At 72.3% G+C, this 18887-nt stretch carries 5 protein-coding genes; all 5 read right to left on the bottom strand.

What is annotated here, in order from left to right:
• The 5 genes from GTY96_RS07100 to GTY96_RS07080 all read right to left on the bottom strand — a co-directional run bounded on the left by GTY96_RS07100 (nt 1) and on the right by GTY96_RS07080 (nt 18820).
• A complete protein-coding gene (locus GTY96_RS07100) occupies nt 1-5967 on the bottom strand; it encodes a type I polyketide synthase (protein WP_161664259.1) in 5967 nt (1988 codons plus the stop codon).
• 45 nt (nt 5968-6012) lie between these two features.
• On the bottom strand, nt 6013-10671 hold the full coding sequence (locus GTY96_RS07095) for a type I polyketide synthase (protein WP_161664258.1): 4659 nt from the start codon (nt 10669-10671) through the stop codon (nt 6013-6015).
• A 39-nt stretch (nt 10672-10710) separates the two neighbouring features.
• Complete coding sequence (locus tag GTY96_RS07090) at nt 10711-16152, bottom strand: non-ribosomal peptide synthetase (RefSeq protein ID WP_161664257.1); 5442 nt, start codon at nt 16150-16152, stop codon at nt 10711-10713.
• A 633-nt stretch (nt 16153-16785) separates the two neighbouring features.
• Nucleotides 16786-17934, bottom strand: a complete 1149-nt coding sequence (locus tag GTY96_RS07085; protein ID WP_161664256.1) for a methanobactin export MATE transporter MbnM — start codon at nt 17932-17934, stop codon at nt 16786-16788.
• Between the two features lie 13 nt (nt 17935-17947).
• The gene (locus tag GTY96_RS07080; protein WP_161664255.1) at nt 17948-18820 is read right to left on the bottom strand and encodes an MbnP family copper-binding protein; all 873 of its coding nucleotides are present in this window, start codon (nt 18818-18820) and stop codon (nt 17948-17950) included.
• Between the last annotated feature and the right edge of the window lie 67 nt (nt 18821-18887).

The raw sequence follows: 18887 nt of genomic DNA, 5'->3' as shown, positions 1-18887 counted from the left end.
TCAGGCCGCACCCTCTTCGCCGGCGTCGCCCAGGTCATCGCTGGTGCCCGTGTCTTCCATCACCGCGAGCAGCTCCGCGACCTGCTCATCCGAAAGCTGGTCCATGTTCTCCAGCAGCTTCTCCGCCTCCGCCGCCGTCACCTTCTCCTTCGTGGCGGGCGTGGCCACCTGCGCCGCGACCGGAGCCGGGGCGGGCGTCGCGCCCTCCACGGAGTAGCCCAGCCGCTCGATCACCGCGTGGGTGGAGGCGTCGAACGCGCGGGGCCACTTGATGCGCTTCCACGACTCGCCCAGCTTCTTCTCGATGCCCTGGTGCTGGAGGATGTTGGGGTCGCCCAGACCGCCCATCATGCGCTCCTTCTTGCCGTCGTACGGCTGGACCATGCGCTCGTCGAAGGGCAGGCCCAGGAAGTCGCACACGCCGGTCATCACCTTCGTCGGATCCGCGACCAGGTCCTCGTAGCGCACCCAGTGGCAGCGCTCGCGGCCAATGCCGTCGAAGAAGTTCATCAGGTTCCGGTTGGACAGCGCCCACACCGTCTCCGCGACCACGTAGGGGTCCACGTCCGCGTCGCCGAAGAGGCCGGCGGCGAAGAGGCGGTCGAAGCGCATCCGGAGGATGGACTCCATCACCGGGAGCGGGTGGCGGTAGAGGTAGATGTACTTGTTGCCCTCGAACATCCGCTCCGCGCGCTCCAGCGTCTCCACGTCCATGGCGTACGTGGGCGTCTTGTCCACGAGCAGCCGGGGCGCGGACTTCTCCTGGAGGCGGCGGTAGACGTCCTGCGCGGACACGTCCTGCGACACCAGCGTGTCCACCAGCGCGGCGCCCGCGGCGGAGTCCAGCTTCTCCAGCTCCATGAAGGCCCACTGGAGGCCGCCCGTGGTCCACTCCATCTCACTGCCGAAGCCGATGTTCTCGCGCCACTCGCGCATGCTCTCGAAGAAGAGCAGGTTCACTTCCGGGGGGCAGAACAGCCGGGGGTGGCCCGCCAGCATCACGCGGAACAGCGTGGAGCCGGCGCGCGGGCTGGAGTGCACGAACACCATCGGCGGGTTCTTCTTCGCGGTGTCGGTGCGCGCCTTGCCGGAGGTCTGCGCGCGGTAGGGCTTGAGCGGGTACGCGGACAGCGGCTTGCCCTCCGCGAAGCGCTGCGGATCCGTCAGCCGGTCCATCTCCACGAGCAGGTACTTCGACAGCTCCGGGATGGACGGGTGGGCCTGCACCTCGTGCGGGTAGAGCTGGAACTTGAAGTCCTGCCGCAGGTCGTACTCCAGCTCGGCGCCCAGCGCGTGCAGGTCGTAGCCCTTGAGGCTGCCGTCGGCGGGCAGCTGCGCCTGGGGGATGCGCAGCCCTTCGGAGATGTGGTGGCGCAGGTATTCGGTGAGCAGGGCGGGGCGCTCGGTGGGGAACGCGGCGCGCAGGCGCTCCGCGATGGGCTTCTCCGTGGAGGCCGCGCGCTTGCCCAGCTCCTGCTCCACGCGCCCGGCGACTCCGGCCACGGTGGGCGTCTCGAACAGGCCGCGCAGCGACAGGTCCACCTTCAGCACCGCGTGGATGTGGTTGCGCAGCTGCGTGGCCAGGAGCGAGTGGCCCCCCAGCTCGAAGAAGTTGTCGTGGATGCCGATGCCGTCGATGCCCAGCACCTGCTCCCAGATGCCCGCCACGGTCTTCTCCAGCTCCGTGCGCGGCGCGGCGAAGGGCGTGAGGATGGAGGGCCGCGCGTGCTTGCCGCGCGAGGCGTCCTGTTTCGCCTGCTTCGCCTTCGCGGCGCGCGGGCCCTGCCGCTGTCGCGCGGCCAGGTCCCCGGTGGAGACGGCCAGCCGGCCGCCCTCGGCGTACGACAGCGCGCGGCGCAGGGCGTCCAGGCCCTCCGCCGGCTGGATGGCGAACTGGGCCAGCGTGGGGCTCAGCTCCGCCATGGCGCGGGCGTCCGCGAACTGCCACGCGTCCCAGTCCACGCTGAGCCACGGGTAGGCGGAGGACTCCGTGCGCGCTTCCGCGAAGGCATCCATGAAGGCGCTGGCGGACGCCTGCGCCACCTGCCCCAGGCCGCCCAGCACCGACGACAGCGAGGAGACCAGGAGGCAGAAGGCGGGGCCTTGCTTCGGGAGGACCTGCTCCAGCACCCGCACGCCGTGCACCTGCGGGCGGAAGTGCCAGGCGCACTCGTCCGGGCCCGTCTCCGCGATGGTGCCCAGCGTGGCGCCCTGCATGCCGCCCGCCGCGTGGATGACGCCGTCGATGTGGCCGAAGCGCGCCAGCGCCGCGTCCACCACGCCGCGCATGGAGTCCACGTCGGTGAGGCTCGCGGGCAGCACCAGCAGCTCCACGCCCGTGCGCTCCAGGGCCAGGGCGCGCTGGATGCGGCGGCTCACCGCGTCGTCCACGCCCTGCTTCTCCACCCAGGCCGTCCACTGGCCCCGGCTGGGGAAGTCCGCCGTCTCCACCAGGGTCAGCTTCGCGTGATGCGCCGTGGCCAGCTCGGACGCGAGCGCATGGCCGATGCCGCTGAGGCCGTCGGTGATGAGGTACACGCCGCCGTCGCGCAGGGTCGCCGGGCCGCTGGCCTCCAGGCGCACGGGCTCGAACGTCTGCACCCAGCGCTGACGGCCGCGCAGGGCCACCACCGCGTCACGCCCCTCCGCCAGCAGCTCCGGGGCCAGCCGGTCCGCGACCGCGTCCGCCGCTCCGGGCGTCACGTCCACGAAGCGGCAGGTGAGGTTCGGGTACTCCTGGGGCAGCACGCGCGTCGGGCCCACGAGCAGCGCCTGCTCCGGCAGCCGCGCGTCCGCCTGCTCCACGCGCGCCGAGCGGCTGGTCACCACGGACCACGCCAGCGGCTCCAGGTGGCCTGCCTCGCTCAACGCGCGGGCGAGGAACAGCTGGCTGTGGAAGCCCAGGTCCAGCGCCGTCTCCCGCGGCGCGGGCTCACGCGACAGGCTCCACAGGTGCACCACGTTCGCGAACGCGCGGCCCTGCTGCTTCAGCGCGTCCAGCAGCGCCCGGTAGTCCTCGCGGCGCTTCGGATCCACCGCGTACGTGCCGTCCGGCCGCGCTTCGAAGCGCGAGCCCGGGACGACGAGGAAGACGTCCCCGCCCAGCTTCGGCGCCAGGGCCTCCGCCACGCCGGTGTCGTCCGCGAACACGAGCCAGCCCGCCCCCGCGGCGCCCTGGGCCCTGGGCAGCGGCGACAGCTTCCACGACGGCGCGTAGAACCAGTCCGCCACGTCCGCGCGCTTCGCCAGCGACGCGGGCGCGTCCGCGCGAGCCCCGCCGCCCAGCGGCTTCGCTTCAATCCAGTAGCGCTCGCGCTGGAACGGGTAGGTCGGCAGCGGCACCCGGCGGCGCTGCTCGTTCGCGGCGAAGCCCTTCCAGTCCACCGTCATGCCGCCCAGCCACAGCCGGCCCAGCGCGCCCAGCAGGACCTGGAGGTCCGGGGACGCCTCGCGCGGGTGGCGCGTGGAGGCGACGAGCACGCGGCCCTCCGCGCCCGGCTGCTGCTTCGCGAGCGTGGTCAGCACCGTGCCCGGGCCGACCTCCAGCAGGGCCGCCTGCGGCCACTTGCGCGACAGCTCCTGGAGGCCCGCGGAGAAGCGGACCGCCTGGCGCAGGTGCGTGGCCCAGTAGCCCGGGTCCGTCGCCTGAGAGGCTTCGATCCAGGTGCCCGTCACGTTGGACAGGAAGGGCAGGGTGGGGGCGTTGAGCTTCACCTGCCGCACGCGCTCGGTGAAGGGCGCGAGGATGGGGTCCATCATCGCGGAGTGGAACGCGTGCGACGTGTGCAGCCGCGACACCTCCACCTTCTGGGCCTCCAGCTTCGCCTGGAGCGCGTCCACCGCGTCGGTGGGGCCCGCGACGACGGTGAAGCCCGGCGCGTTCACGGCCGCCACGGAGAGGCGCGCGTCCATCAGCGGCCTCAGCGCGGCCTCTTCCAGCTTCGCGGACAGCATCGCGCCCGCGGGCAGCGGCTGCATCAGCTTGCCGCGCGCGGCCACCAGGGCCAGCGCGTCGTCCAGCGAGAACACGCCCGCGAGGCACGCGGCCACGTACTCGCCGATGCTGTGGCCCAGCATCGCGGAGGGCTTCACGCCCCAGGCCATCCACAGCTTCGCGAGCGCGTACTCGACGGCGAAGAGCGCGGGCTGGGTCAGCTCCGTGCGCGTCAGCGCCTGGGTCGCGGCCTCCGCCTTGGAGGCCTCCGGGAAGAGCACCGTGCGCAGGTCCAGGCCCAGGTGCGGCGTCAGCTTCTCCGCGCACGCGTCCAGGTGCTTCTTGAACGTCGGCTCGGACGCGTACAGGTCGCGCGCCATGCCCACGTACTGCGAGCCCTGGCCGGGGAACAGGAAGGCCACCGGCCGCTCATGCACGTCCGGCGTCCGCGTCCACAGGCGCGGGCTGCCCTCCACCTCCAGCGCGGCGAGCGCGTCGTCGCGGTCGCGGCACACCAGCACGCGCCGCTTCGCCATCGCCTGACGGCCCGTCTGGAGCGTGAAGGCCACGTCCGCCAGCGCCTGCGCGGGGTGCGCCTTCAGGTGCTGGGCCAGGTTCTGCGTCGCCGCGTCCAGCGCCGCGTCGCTCTTCGCGGACAGCACCACGAGCTGCGCGGGCCGGGACGCGCCGGACACCGGAAGGGCGGGGGCCTCCTCCAGCACCACGTGCGCGTTGGTCCCGCCCACGCCGAAGGAGCTGACGCCCGCGCGGCGCGGGTGCTTGGGGTTCGCCTGCCAGTCGGTGAGCGTCGTGTTGACGAAGAACGGGCCGCCCGCGAAGGGGATCTCCGGGTTCACCTCCGTCACGTGGAGGCTGGGGGGAATCTGCCGGTGCTCCAGCGTCATCACCGCCTTGATGAGGCTGGAGACGCCGGCCGCGTTGGCCAGGTGCCCGATGTTGCTCTTGAGCGAGCCCACGGGAATCCTGGGCGGATTCGCCTTGGCCGCGGCGGAGCGGAACTTGAACGCCTTGTTGAGGGCGCGTACCTCGATGGGGTCCCCCATCTTCGTGCCGGTGCCGTGCGCCTCCAGGTAGCCGATGGTCTCCGGGGCCACGCCCGCGGCGCCCAGGGCCTCGCTGATGACGGTGGCCTGTCCCTCCACGCTGGGGGCGGTGAAGCCCACCTTCAGCGCGCCGTCGTTGTTGATGGCCGAGCCCTTGATGATGGCGTGGATGTGGTCGCCGTCGTCGATGGCGTCCGCCAGCCGCTTGAGCACCACCACGCCCACGCCGCTGCCGAACACCGTGCCCTCCGCCTGCGCGTCGAACGCGCGGCAGTGGCCGTCCGGGGACACGATGCCGCCGGGCACGAAGGGGTAGCCCTCCGGGTGCTTCACGTGCACGGACACGCCGCCCGCGAGCGCCAGGTCGCACTCCTCGTTCAGCAGGCTCTGGCAGGCCGCGTGCGTGGCGACCAGCGACGTGGAGCACGCGCTGGTGATGGAGTAGCTGGGGCCGCGCAGGTTGAGCTTGTACGCGACGCGGGTGGCCAGGAAGTCGCCGCCGTTGTTCACGTCGATCTGCACCTGATCCATGCCGCTCAGCTGGTCGAAGTTGGGGACCAGGTGGAACACCAGGTACGTGTTGGTGGCCGCGCCCGCGAACACGCCGATGGGGCCGTCGAAGCCCTCCGGCGTGTGGCCCGCCTTCTCCAGGGCCTCCCACGCGCACTCCAGGAAGACGCGGTGCTGCGGGTCCATCAGCTCCGCCTCGCGAGGCGTGAAGCCGAAGAAGCCCGCGTCGAACAGCTCCATCCCCTCCAGCGCGGCGCTGGCCTTCACGTGGCGCGGGTCCTTGCGCAGGACGGGGTCCACGCCCAGCTTCTCCAGCGTGGCGTCCGGCACGGGCTGGATGGACTCCACCCCCTCGCGCAGGTTCTTCCAGAAGGACTCCAGGTCGGGGGCGCCGGGGAAGCGTCCGGCCATGCCGACAATGGCGATGGCCTGCGCGTCGATGTTCGAATCAGCGGACATGTGGGGTGTGCTCGGGGCTGCGAAAGGTGGGGGGGCGGCGGGCGGCTACTCGTCGTCGGAGGCGCTGTCGCCCCGGCGGTTCGCGCGGCGGGCGCGGCGGCGCTCCCCCCGGCTGAGTGCCTCGGTGTCCTCGGGCGCGGGCTCCGCGTCCTCGGTGCCGCTGGCGGCCTTGAGCAGCCGCGCCAGCGCGCCCACGGTGGGGCCTTCGTAGAGGGTGACGGCTGGGAGCGCGACGCCGAACTGCTCGCGCACGCGGGCGATCAGCTTCACGCCCACCAGCGAGTTGCCGCCCAGCTCGAAGAAGTTGTCGTGCACGCCGACCTGCGCGATGCCGAGCGTCGTCTCCCACAGGTGGGCGATCTTCTCCTCCAGCGCATCGCGCGGCGGCACGTACGCGTTCTGGAGCGCCGGCCGGGGCGTGGTGCCCAGGGACGACCCGGGCTCCTGCTTCGCCTCCGCCTTCTCCTGGGAGGCCGCCGGCTGCGACCACTTGCGCGCGCGGGCGCGCAGGTTGCTCGTGGACACGGCCACGTGGGACAGGGCGCCCAGCTGGAAGAGCTGCTCGAAGGCGTCCTCGCCCTCGGCGGCGGTGATGGCCAGCGCGCCGAAGGGGCTCCGCGCGCCCCCGGCGTCGGACTCGAAGTGCCACGCGTCCCAGCCCACGCTCATCCACGGCACGGGCGATGTCTGCGCCTGCTTCATGGCGAACGCGTCCATGAAGGACGTGGCCGCCGCGTACGACGCGAGGCCCAGGCCGCCCAGCACCGCCGCCAGCGACGACGACAGCACGCAGAAGTCCAGCGTGCGTCCGCGCAGCGCCTCCTCCAGCGCGTACAGGCCGCGCACGCGGCCGTGGAAGGTGTCGCGCACGTCCTCGGGGCGGGTGTCCGGGATGGCCCGGAAGAGCGCCTGCCCCACGTCACCGGCCGCGAACACCACGCCGTGCAGCGCGCCGAAGCGGGCCACGGCTTCGTCCACCGCCGCCTTCACCTGGACCTTGTTGCCCGCGTCCACGCTGAGGGTGTGCACCTCGGCGCCCAGCGCCTCCAGCTCCCGCGCCTGACGGATGCGGCGGGAGATGGCGTCGTCCTCGCCGTGCGCCGTGACGTGCGCGTCCCACCCCGCGCGCTCCGGCAGCGCCGTTCGGCCCGCGAGGACCAGCTTCGCCTTCGCGCGCTTCGCCAGCGACTTCGCGTGGGAGAAGCCCAGCGTGCCGAAGCCGCCGATGAGCAGGTACACGCCGCCGTCGCGCAGCGGAACCTGCGCGGCGCGCGGGGCGTCCGCCGGCACGTGCTCGAAGGTCTGGACCCAGCGGGCCCCGCCCCGGTACGCGATGACGGTCTCCTGCTTGGACGGCGTCGCGGCCTCGGACAGCAGCGCGTCCACCAGCGCCGTCTCCTGCCAGCTGCCCGCGGGCGGAAGCCGCACGTCCACCGCCTTGGCGGAGAGGTGGCTGTACTCCTGCGGAATCACCCGCACGGGGCCCAGCACCGTGGAGAGCTCTGGGTTCGGCGCCTCGTCGCCCAGGGACTGCATGCGGTTCGTCACCGCGACCAGCGACACCGGGCGCGTGCCGGGCTGTCGCCCCAGCGCCTGGGCCAGGCCCAAGAGCCCCAGGAAGCCCTTGCCGAGCGCGGCCTCGAAGTCCGCCTCGCCATGCGCTTCACCCAGGCCCAGCGTGCCCAGATGCAGCACGTGGTCCGGCGCGCGGCCCTGCGCGGTGAGCGCCTCCAGCAGCGTGCCCTCGCCGCCCAGCGCGAGCGACCAGTGGTGCTCGTCGTGCTTCGAGGTGACGGCGGCCGGGGTGATGCGCACGACGTCCTGGCCGGCCTCGCCCAGCTTCAGCGCGAGCCGCGTGCCCAGGCCTTCGGGGGCCTCGTCGGGGAGCAGCAGCCACCAGGTGGCCTTCTTCCCGCTCCAGGCGCCCTGCGGCGACGGCAGGGCCCGCTGCCACGACGGCAGGTAGAACCAGCGGGCCACGGGCTGCTTCTGGTCCGCGGAGGCCCACTCGGAGCGCTCGCCGTCGGCGGCGGTCTCCTTGCGCGGATCCACCCAGTGGCGCTGACGCTCGAAGGGGGAGGTGGGCAGCGCGATGCGGCGGCGGCGCTCCGTGCCCCGGAACGCGTCCCAGTCCGCCTCCACGCCCTCCAGCCACAGCCGGCCCAGCGTGCCCAGCACGTGGTCCAGGTCCGCCACCTGCTCCTTCGGGTGGCGCAGCGAGTTGAGCAGCGCGTGCTTCGCGCCCTTGTCCGGGTGCTGCCGCGCCAGCGTGACCAGCGTGTTGCCCGGGCCGACCTCCAGCAGGATGGCGTCCGACTCCTTCAGGAGCTCCGCCACGCCGTCCGCGAAGCGCACCGCGCCGCGCAGGTGCCTGGCCCAGTAGTCGGGGCTGGTGGCCTGCTCGGGCGTCACCCAGGTGCCGGTGACGTTGGACAGGTACGGCTTCGTGGGCGCCTTGCGGGCCACCTTGCGCACCGCCTCGCGGAAGGCGTCCAGGATGGGGTCCATCATCGCGGAGTGGAACGCGTGCGACGTGTGCAGCCGCGAGCTCGCGATGCCCTGGAGCTTCAGCGTCTCCACGAACGCGTCCACGAGCCCCGTGGGGCCCGCGACGACGCAGGTGGCCGGGCTGTTCACCGCCGCCACGGACAGGCCGTCCGGCAGCATCGGGGTGACGTGCTCCTCCGGCAGGGACACCGCGAGCATCGCGCCCGCGGGCAGCGACTGCATCAGCTTGCCGCGCGCGGCCACCAGGGCCAGCGCGTCGTCCAGCGAGAACACGCCCGCGAGGCACGCGGCCACGTACTCACCGATGCTGTGGCCCACCATCGCGTGCGGCGTCACGCCCCACGCCTCCCACAGCTTCGCCAGCGCGTACTCGATGACGAACAGCGCGGGCTGGGTGAGGCCGGTCTGCTTGAGGCGCTCCGACGCCAGCTCGCGCGACTCCGCGGCCGGGTACAGCACGGTGCGCAGGTCCAGGCCCAGGTGCGGCTTGAGCTTCTCCGCGCAGGTGTCCACCTGGGCGCGGAAGAGGGCCTCCGTCTCGTACAGCTCGCGGCCCATGTCCACGTACTGCGCGCCCTGCCCGGAGAAGAGGAACATCACCGGACGGCCGCTGTTCTCCGCGCCGCCGCTGAAGACGCGGCCCGGCGTGCGCTCCGCCAGCGCGGAGGCCAGCTCGGCCGTGGTGCGCGCCACCACCGCGCGCCGCTTGCCGAAGCGCTTGCGCCCCACCTGGAGCGTGAAGGCCACGTCCGCGAGGTCCGCGTCCGGGTGCTCGCGCAGGTGCGCGGCCAGCTGGTCCGTGGCCACCTCCAGCGACGCCTCCGTGCGCGCCGACAGCAGCACCACCTGCGCGGGCAGCCGGGCCTTGTCGGTGGCGGGCAGCTCCGGCGCCTCCTCCAGGATGGCGTGCGCGTTGGTGCCGCCCATGCCCAGCGACGTGACACCCGCGCGGCGCGGCGTCGCCCCGCGGGGGAAGTCGCGCAGCTCCGTGTTCACGTAGAACGGGCTGTTGGGGAAGTCGCACGCCGGGTTGGGCGTCTTGAAGTTGAGGCTGGGGGGGATCTGCTTGTGGTGCAGCGTCAGGGCCGCCTTGATGAAGCCCACCGCGCCCGCCGCCGAGTCCAGGTGGCCGATGTTGCTCTTCACCGACCCCAGCGCGCAGAAGTTCTTCTTGTCCGTGCCCTGCCGGAACGCCTGCGTGAGCGCCGCGACTTCAATGGGGTCGCCGACCTTGGTCGCGGTGCCGTGGGCCTCCACGTAGCCGAGGGTGTCCGGCTCCACGCCCGCCACCGCCTGCGCCAGCGCGATGACCTCCGCCTGCCCCGCGACGGCCGGGGCCATGTAGCTGACCTTCTGCGAGCCGTCGTTGTTCACCGCCGAGCCGCGCACCACCGCGTAGACGGTGTCCCCGTCCTTGAGCGCGTCCGACAGGCGCTTGAGCGCGACCACCGCCGCGCCGTGCCCCGCGACGAAGCCCGCGGCCTCCTCGTCGAAGGTGTGGCAGTGGCCGTCCGGCGCCGTGGTGCCACCCTCGTGGTAGAGGTAGCCCGCCTTCTCCGGGAAGTGGATGGACACGCCGCCGGCCAGGGCCATGTCGCACTCGAACGACAGCAGGCTCTGGCAGGCGTAGTGGATGCACGTGAGCGACGTGGAGGACGAGGACTGGACCGTGACGGCGGGCCCCTTCAGGTCCATCCGGTACGCCACCTCCGTCGTCAGGCTGTCCTTGTCGTTGCCGATGGACGCCTGGAGGCTCTCCACCGACGCGACGTGCGCCAGGTGCGAGTACAGGTTGGAGAGCAGGTACGTGTTCATGCTCATGCCGCCGAACACGCCCACGCGGCCGGGCTGGCGCTCCGGGCTGTAGCCGGCGCTCTCCATGGCCTCCCACGCGCACTCCAGGAAGACGCGGTGCTGCGGGTCCATCAGCGCCGCCTCGCGGGGGTTCATCCCGAAGAAGGCCGCGTCGAACTGGTCCGTGTCGCCCAGCGTGCCGCGGGCCTTCACGTAGTTGGGGGCGCGCACCATCGCGGGGTCGGCGCCCTCCGCGATGAGCTCCTCGTCGGTGAAGAAGGTGATGCTCTCCACGCCGCCGGTGAGGTTCTTCCAGAACTCGGCGATGGTCTTCGCGCCGGGCAGGCGGCCTCCCAGCCCAATGACCGCGATGCCATCCACTTCGGGGGTGTCAGTGCTCATGGAGCCGTCCTTCGAAACCGGGATGCTTGAAAGTCGTCGTTACTTGCCACGGCCGCGCGCCTGCTGACGCCGCGCCTGGGCGGCGCGGCGGCGCTCCGCCTCGTCCTTGATCTTCTGGGAGGCCGCGCCCGCGTCCTCGCCCTTGTTCGCGAGGTGCTGGGCCAGCGCGCTCACCGTGGTGAACTTGAACATGTCCACCAGCGCGAGGTCCGCGCCCAGCTCCTCGCGGAGGCGGCGGTGCGCCTGCGCGATGAGCAGCGAGTTGCCGCCCAGCTCGAAGAAGTTGTCGTGCAGGCCCACGCGCTCCACCTTGAGCACCGCCTGCCAGATGGACGCCACGCTGCGCTCCACCGCGCTCTGGGGTTGGGCGTAGGCCACGGCCGAGGCGAGGCGCACCCCCTCCGGCGCCGGCAGCGCCTTCGCGTCCACCTTGCCGTTGGGCGACAGGGGCAGCGTGGAGAGCGGCACGTACGCGGACGGCAGCATGTACGGCGGCAGCGCCTCCGCGAGGAAGGTGTTCAGGTCCGTGTGCGTGGGCGCCGCGGCGTCGGAGAAGACCAGGTACGCCACCAGCCGCTTGTCACCGGGAGCGTCCTCGCGCGCCATCAGGAACGCGTCGCGCACGGCGGGGTGGCGGCGGACGGCGGCCTCCACCTCTCCCAGCTCGATGCGGAAGCCGCGGATCTTCACCTGATCATCCGCGCGGGACAGGAACGTGAGCACGCCGTCCGGCAGCCAGCGCGCGCGGTCGCCCGTGCGGTACAGGCGCTCGCCCGCGTGGAAGGGATTCGCGACGAAGCGCTCGGAGGTCAGCTCCGGCCGCTTCCAGTACCCGCGCGCCACGCCCAGGCCGCCCACGTACAGCTCGCCGGGGACGCCCACGGGGAGCAGGTTGCGCTCCGCGTCCAGCACGTACACGTCCGTGTTGATGATGGGCCGGCCGATGGGCACCCACGCGTGGCCCTGGAGGTCCTCCACCGCCATGCGGTGGTAGGTCGTGCACACGGTCGTCTCGGTGAGGCCGTAGCCGTTCACCACCGGCGTCGTGGCGAGCAGCTTCTCCACGTCGCTGGCCACCAGCGCCTCGCCGCCGGAGAGCACGAGCCGCAGGGGCGGCAGCTCCTCCAGGCGCGCGTTGAGCCCCGCGATGACCGCGGGCACCGTGCTCACGATGGTGACGGTGTGGCGGGTGATGAGCTGGAAGAGCTTCTCCTGGTCCAGGATCTCATCCTCGGTGGGCAGCACCAGCGCGCCCCCCGTGCACAGCAGCGGGAGGATCTCCCCCACGAAGCTGGCGGAGGCCACCGACGTGAGCGGCAGCATCCGGTCCTTCGCGGTGGGCGCGTACGACTCCACGAACGAGCGCACCAGGTTCGACAGGCCCCCGTGCTCCAGCATCACGCCCTTGGGCTGGCCGGTGGAGCCGGAGGTGTAGACGAGGCACGCCAGGTCCTCGGCCCGCACCGTGGCCGCGGGCGCGGCGGACAGCGCGCCGTCCAGGGGCTGGTCCACGAACAGCGTGCGCGCGGACGTGCCGGACGGCAGCGTGCGCTGGAGCCAGGACTGGGTGAGCAGCACCGGCGCCTGCGTGTCGCCCAGGATGAAGGCCACGCGCTCGGAGGGGTAGGCCGGGTCGATGGGCACGTACGCGGCGCCCGCGGCCATCACGGCCAGCACCGACACCAGCGTCTCCACCGAGCGCTCCAGGCAGATGCCCACGATGTCGCCCGGCTTCACGCCGGAGTCCTTCAGCCACGCGGCCAGCCGCCCCGCGCGCGCGTCCAGCTCGCGGTAGGTGAGCTGGGCGTCCTTGAAGAGGACCGCGACGTGGTCCGGCGTGCGCGCCACCTGCGCCGCGAAGAGCGCGGGCAGCATGTCCGCCTGGGTCAGCGCCACGCGCGGGCCCTTCCAGCCCTCCAGCAGCTGGTGCTGCTCCGCCCGCGGGAGCAGCGGCAGCCCCGCGAGCGCGCGGCCCGGCTGGGCGGCGATGCCGGCCAGCAGCGTGGACAGGTGCCCGGCCATGCGCTCGATGGTGCCGGCGTCGAAGAGGTCGGTGTTGTATTCGAAGGACGCGACCAGCTCGCCGTCCGCCTCGCCCATGGTGAGCGTGAGGTCGAACTGCGCGCCGCCGTGCGAGAGCACCAGCGACTCGATGGGCAGGCCCGCCACGGTGGACGTCGCGCCCGGGATGTCCAGGGCGAAGGGCGTGAGGCCCCGCTCATCCAGCTTGGAGGCGCGCTGGTAGACGAACATCACCTGGAACAGCGGCGAGCGGCTCTGGTCGCGCACCGGCTGGAGCCGGTCCACCAGCGCGCTGAACGGGTAGTCCTGGTGCTCCAGCGCGCCCAGCATCGTCTGGCGCGTCTGCGCCAGGTAGTCCGTGAAGGACAGCGCGGGGGCGGGGCGCGTGCGCACCACCAGCGGGTTGACGAAGTAGCCGGTGATGCCCGCCAGCTCCGCGCGTCCGCGGCCCGCGCTCACCACGCCGAGCGTGAAGTCCTGCTGGCCGGTGTAGCGGTGCAGCAGCACCTGGAAGGCCGTCTGGAGCACCATGTTCGGCGTGGCGCCGTGGTCGCGCGCCAGCGCCTTCACCGCGTTCGTGATGCCCGCGTCCAGCCGGGTGGTGTGCACGCGGCCGTTGAAGGTCTGCGCCGGGGGGCGCGGGTGGTCCGTGGGCAGGTCCAGCACCGGCAGCGGTCCGGAGAGCTGCTCGCGCCAGTACTTCTCCAGCGCCTGACCGCGAGCGCCCGCGAGCATCTCCGCCTGCCAGCGCGCGTAATCCGCGTAGGTGCGCGCGGGCTGCGCGAGCGTGGGCCGCTTGCCCAGCCGCAGCGCGGGGTAGAGCGCGTCCAGCTCCTCCGCCATCACCGCCAGCGACCAGAAGTCGGTGACGATGTGGTGCATCGCGATGAGCAGCGCGTGGTCCTCCGTCGAGCGCGACACCAGCCGCACCCGCAGGAGCGGCCCCTTCTCCAGGTCGAAGGGACGGCGCGCCTCGGCGGACAGGTGCTCGGCCACCTGCGCGTCGCTCCAGCCCTGCGCGTCGGTGGTGGTGAAGTCCAGCGGCAGCTCCGCGTGCACCCGCTGCACGGGGCCCGTGGCCGCCATCACGAACGTGGTGCGCAGCGCGGGGTGGCGGGCCACCAGCGCCTCGAAGGCCCCCTTGAGCGCGGCCGCGTCCAGCCCCGCGCGCACGCGCACGGCGACGGGCACGTGGTAGGCCGCGCTGTCCGGCGCCAGCTGGTGCATGAACCACAGCGCCTGCTGGCCTCCCGACAGGGGCGCGTCGCCCGTGGCGGACGTGACGGACACCGCGCCCGCCGCCTGCTCCGAGCGCGGCGTGGACAGCAGCGTCACCACCGTCTCGGCCAGCTTCGACAGGGACACGCCCTGGAGCACGTCCGACAGCGGCAGGTCGATGCCCAGCCCCGCGTCCACGGCGCTCTTGAAGTCCACCGCCATCAGCGAGTCCACGCCGTAGGCGTGCAGCGGCTTCTGCGCGTCCACCTGCGCGGTGGGCAGCCGCAGCACCTGCGCGGCCTGCTCCTGGAGGAACACCGCCACCATGGCCCGGCGCGCGGTGGGGTCCTGCACCACCGCGAGCATCTTCTGGAGCATGCTCGTGTCGGGGCCCACCTGCGAGGGCGCGGGCGCGGCTTCGGCGGCCGGAACCGTGGTCGCCGGGGCCGGGACCGGTGCCGCGGCGAGGACGCTCTTGTGCAGCGCCTCCAGCGTATCCGCGGCGTACTCCGCGCGGGTCGCGAAGCGCTGGATCTTCCCGCTGGACGTCTTGGGGATGGCGCCGGGCCCCAGCAGCACCACGCCCTGGGCCTGGAGGTCATGCCCGGCCGCGACGGCCTGCCGGATGCCCTGCGCGAGCGCGTCCAGGTCCACGCCGTCGCGCTCCACCGCGCGGCGGTCCACCTCCGTGACGACGATGAGGCGCTCCTCGTCGTCCTGCTCGATGGAGAACGCCGCCGTGCAGCCGGGCCGGATGGCGGGGTGGCTGGACTCCACCGTGCGCTCGATGTCCTGCGGGTAGTGGTTGCGCCCGCGGATGATGATCAGGTCCTTCAGGCGGCCCGTGACGAACAGCTCCCCGTCCGCGAGGAAGCCCAGGTCGCCCGTGCGCAGGAAGGGCGTCGCGTCCTCCGCGCCCGCGAGCGGCTGGCGGAAGGTCGTCTCGGTCTGCTCCGGGCGGCCCCAGTAGCCCTGGGCGATGCTGGGCCCCGCGACGCGGATCTCACCCACCTGGCCCGGCGCCAGCGGCCGGCCCGTCTCCGGATGCGCGATGACCAGCCGCTGGTCGGTGAGGTTGCGGCCGGAGCCCACCAGCGTCTGGGCGCCGGGGCTCTGGGCCTCCGCGGCCACCACGCGGTTGTCCTTCAGCGCGCCCGCGTCCACGGTGCGCTGCACGGGCAGCTCGCGCTTGTCGCCGCCGGAGGCGATGAGCGTGCCCTCCGCGAGCCCGTAGCAGGGATAGATGGCCTCCGAGCGGAACCCCTGCGGACCAAAGGCCTCCGCGAAGCGCCGGAGCGTGTCCGGCATGATGGGCTCCGCGCCGTTGAAGGCCAGGTCCCACTGGCTCAGGTCCAGCTTCGCGCGCTCCTCCGGCGTGGACTTGCGCACGCACAGGTCGAACGCGAAGTTGGGCCCGCCGCTCGTCGTGGCCTTGTAGCGGGAGATGGCCTCCAGCCAGCGCATGGGGCGCTTGAGGAAGTCCACCGGCGAGAAGAGCGTCACCGGGAAGCCGCCATACAGCGGCTGGAGGATGCCGCCGATGAGGCCCATGTCGTGGTACGGCGGCAGCCAGATGACGCCCTGGCTTTCGGTGGAGTGCCCGAAGCAGGAGTGGATCAGCTTCGAGTTGTGCAGCAGGTTGCCGTGCGTCAGCACCACGCCCTTGGGCGACGACGTGGAGCCGGACGTGTACTGGAGGAACACCCGCGTGTCGGTGGCCACGCCCGGGTCGCGCCAGCCCTCGGCCACCTCCGCGTCCAGCGTGTCCGTGGCGATCCAGTGCAGCTCGCGCAGCTCCGGCGCCTGCTCGAAGAGCATCTCCCCCATGCCGTAGATGAAGTCGGTGGTGAGGGCGACCGTGGCCTGCGCGTCCTGGCTGATGGCCAGGAGGCGCGGCAGCGTCCGCGCCAGCCGCATGGGGTCCGGCGGATAGATGGGGACCGCGATGACGCCCGCGTACAGACAGCCGAAGAACCCGGCGATGTAGTCCAGTCCGGGCGGATACAGCAGCAGCGCCCGCTGTCCCTGGGCCCCGCGCGCCTGGAGCGCCGCCGCGATGGCGCGCGCCTTCTGGTCCAGCTCCGCGTACGTCAGGTGCGCTTCGTCCGTCTCCCCGTCCAGCAGGAACGTAAAGCCGCGCCGGTCCCCCTGGTCGCGCGCGCGGATGCGCAGCAATTCAACCAGGGTGGAAAACGCAAAGTCGGAGGCCGGAGGAGAACCGGGCCGGGTTCCAGTGGGCATGGACGCGACTCCTGGGAGGCGGGGGTGTTCCGTGCTCGGAGAGCACGAAAACGCGGATTCAGGGGCCGGGGGGAAGCAGTCGCCCGGCGAGACAGGGTTTCAAGTGGTCAGTCGCAAGCAGCACCCGCCGTGAAGAGGCGATGTCCCGCGCATGTATCGTTTGACGCGCGAGTGAGCAATCCCCCCACCCCCACTGGGCGCCATGTGGCTTCGGACACGGCGGCGGGCTTGGGAGGCGGGGACGGGGGTGCGGATTTCATGGTGACGGAATTCGGAGAGCGTCAGGGCCGCCGGACTCTTCCGCGAGGAGGGGCGCGTTCAAACGACCCCCAAGGTCGGAAACCCGGGAACCTCCCCTGTTCACGGAACATCGCTCGTTGTCGGTCTAAACGTGACACATCGGTTCATGTGACGGGAACACGCGGCGCGTATGGGTCCGCAGCCAGGGCCCGTCACAGAGCGGGCCCGCGTCACATGAACTGGCGTTCATGTCTTTGAATTATGAGTGAAAATTGGATTCCTTGGATTTGGCTCGCGCCGTTCCGTTCCAAGGAAGGATAGGGGACCCGTCCGACATGGGGACCCATCCGGGCCGGGCGTCTGGGGAAGACGCACCTGGCGCGGACGGTCCGCTCAGGGCGTGACGGCGGGATCCGCGAAGCGCGGGTCGTTCAGGAAGGCGGTGTCCGTGAGCGACTCCAGGAACGCGATGACGTCCGCCTTCTCCTGGGGCGTCAGCGTGAAGCCGCGCACGAAGGGGCTCTGCAGGGGGCTGGCCTGTCCGCCGTTCTGGGCGCGGGCGCGGCCTCCCGCCGCGTAGTGGTCCAACACGTCGGAGAGCGTCGCCACGCTGCCGTCGTGCATGTACGGCGCGGTGACGGCCACGTTGCGCAGGGACGGCGCGCGGAAGCGCCCCATGTCCTCCGGACGGCCCGTCAGCTCGATGAGGCCGGGGTCCGTCGCCGGGTACGCCCCCTGGCCGTCGTCGTTGTAGAGGCCCGTGTTGTGGAACGGGAGGATGGGCTCCGGCGTCGTGTCGTGCGCGGTGGCGTCCTGGAAGTTGAAGCCGGAGTGGCAGTGGTCGCACTCCAGGCGCTCCGACAGGAACAGCTCCAGCCCCCGCTTGGCCGAGGGACTCAGCGCGTCCACCGCGTCGCCTCGCAGGTAGCGGTCATACGGCGACGTTCCGGAGAGCAGGGAGCGCTCGAACGCGGCCAGGGCCCGCGTCAGCGTCGCGAGCGACACGGGCGTCGCTTCCGTGGGGAACGCCTCCGCGAAGCGCGCCGTCAGGTCCGCGTCCGCCCGCAGCCTGTCGAGCAGCGCCTCCTGCTGATCCGCGAAGCCCAGCTCCACCGGCTCCGTTCCGAACAGCGGCACCAGCGCCTGGGCCTCCAGCGTGGTGAGCGCCGGGTTGGCCCAGGTGAGGCTCGTGGCGTACGCCACGTTGGCCAGCCCCTGTCCATTGCGGCGGTGCATCTGCCCCGTGCTGCCCACGGCATGCACGCGCCCGTCCGTGAAGGCCCGGGCCTGCTCGTGGCACGAGCCGCAGGACTGCGTGCCGTTGAGCGACAGGCGCTTGTCGTAGAAGAGGCTCCGGCCCAGCCGCACCTTCGCCTCCGACATCGGGTTGTCCGCCGGCACGCGCGGCGTGGGGAAGCCCGCGGGCAGCTTCCAGTCGTAGGGCTGGGGCCCGTCCGGAGGGGACTCGGGGTTGGAGCAGCCCACGGCCAGCAGCGCCGCCGCCGTCAGGAGTCTCCACGCCTGCCCTTGTCGTCGCGCCACGGCGGTGTCCTTCCTATTCGGCCCGGATGAAGGCCTGGGCGGCGGGGTTCGCCGCCTGCTCGCCGAAAGCGAGTCCCAGGCGCTCGAAGAGGGGAGCGCAGTCCACGTCGGTGGGGGACGACATGCAGCCCACGGCCGTGTTGGGCCCGCTGGCGTTCACGTCCAGGTTGGAGTCCGCGAAGAGCGCGCCCAGGTCCATCACCACCTTGCCCGTCGCCAGGTCGAAGCCCTCCAGGCTCAGCTCCGGCCGGTTGTTGTTCGCGCACCCGGCGGTGCCGTTCGTCTGGCCCGCGGGCGGCGGCGCGCAGTCGGTGCTGCCCAGGTGCATGACGTGCTGGGGCAGGCCCTTCGTGCGGCCCTCGATGCGCGCGAACACATAGCCGGAGCGCCAGCTCCAGAAGAGGCTGGTGTCCCCCAGCGGCGCGGGCGCGGTGGACACGTCCCCGTGGTTCAGGTCCTCCGGCACGCCCAGCGTGAAGCGCAGGCCCGTGTAGTCGCCCCCCGGCACCGAGCCCCGGATGGCGGCGTTCATGCCCGCCGTGCCCTGGGTGCACAGGCCGTCCTTGTTCGCGAAGTCCAGGAGCACCACGCCCGCGTGCTGCCACGTGTTGTCCTCGTCCAGCGTGACGGGCACCTCCTGGCCTCCGCGCGTCACCAGCCGCACGTCGTGCACGTACACGCGGAAGTCCATGGGCTCGTAGGTCGTCTTCGTCGTCCCGACGTTCGTGTACGTGCGGCCGCAGGCGAAGGGCTCGGCGCCCACGCGCGCGACGACGGGGATGTCCACCGTCAGCCGCGCGGGCGTCTGGGGTTCGTCCTCGCCACAGCCGAGGACGCCCATGAGGGCCAGCGGGAGGACGAGGCAGGAGCGCAGCAGTGAGTGCATGGGAGGCTTCCTTGAAAGAGGCTTCCGTCTAACGCAGCGGCCCCGCCACCCCGCCGTGGCATGTTGC

It is taken from the genome of Corallococcus silvisoli, assembly GCF_009909145.1.
Taxonomy (GTDB): domain Bacteria; phylum Myxococcota; class Myxococcia; order Myxococcales; family Myxococcaceae; genus Corallococcus; species Corallococcus silvisoli.
This window is presented reverse-complemented; position numbering and strand designations above follow the sequence as displayed.

What these genes read in the sequence shown, in the direction of transcription:
- GTY96_RS07090 (WP_161664257.1), bottom strand. Translation starts at nt 16,152, where the DNA reads ATGCCCACTGGAACCCGGCCCGGTTCTCCTCCGGCCTCCGACTTTGCG.
- GTY96_RS07100 (WP_161664259.1), bottom strand. Translation starts at nt 5,967, where the DNA reads ATGTCCGCTGATTCGAACATCGACGCGCAGGCCATCGCCATTGTCGGC.
- GTY96_RS07095 (WP_161664258.1), bottom strand. Translation starts at nt 10,671, where the DNA reads ATGAGCACTGACACCCCCGAAGTGGATGGCATCGCGGTCATTGGGCTG.
- GTY96_RS07080 (WP_161664255.1), bottom strand. Translation starts at nt 18,820, where the DNA reads ATGCACTCACTGCTGCGCTCCTGCCTCGTCCTCCCGCTGGCCCTCATG.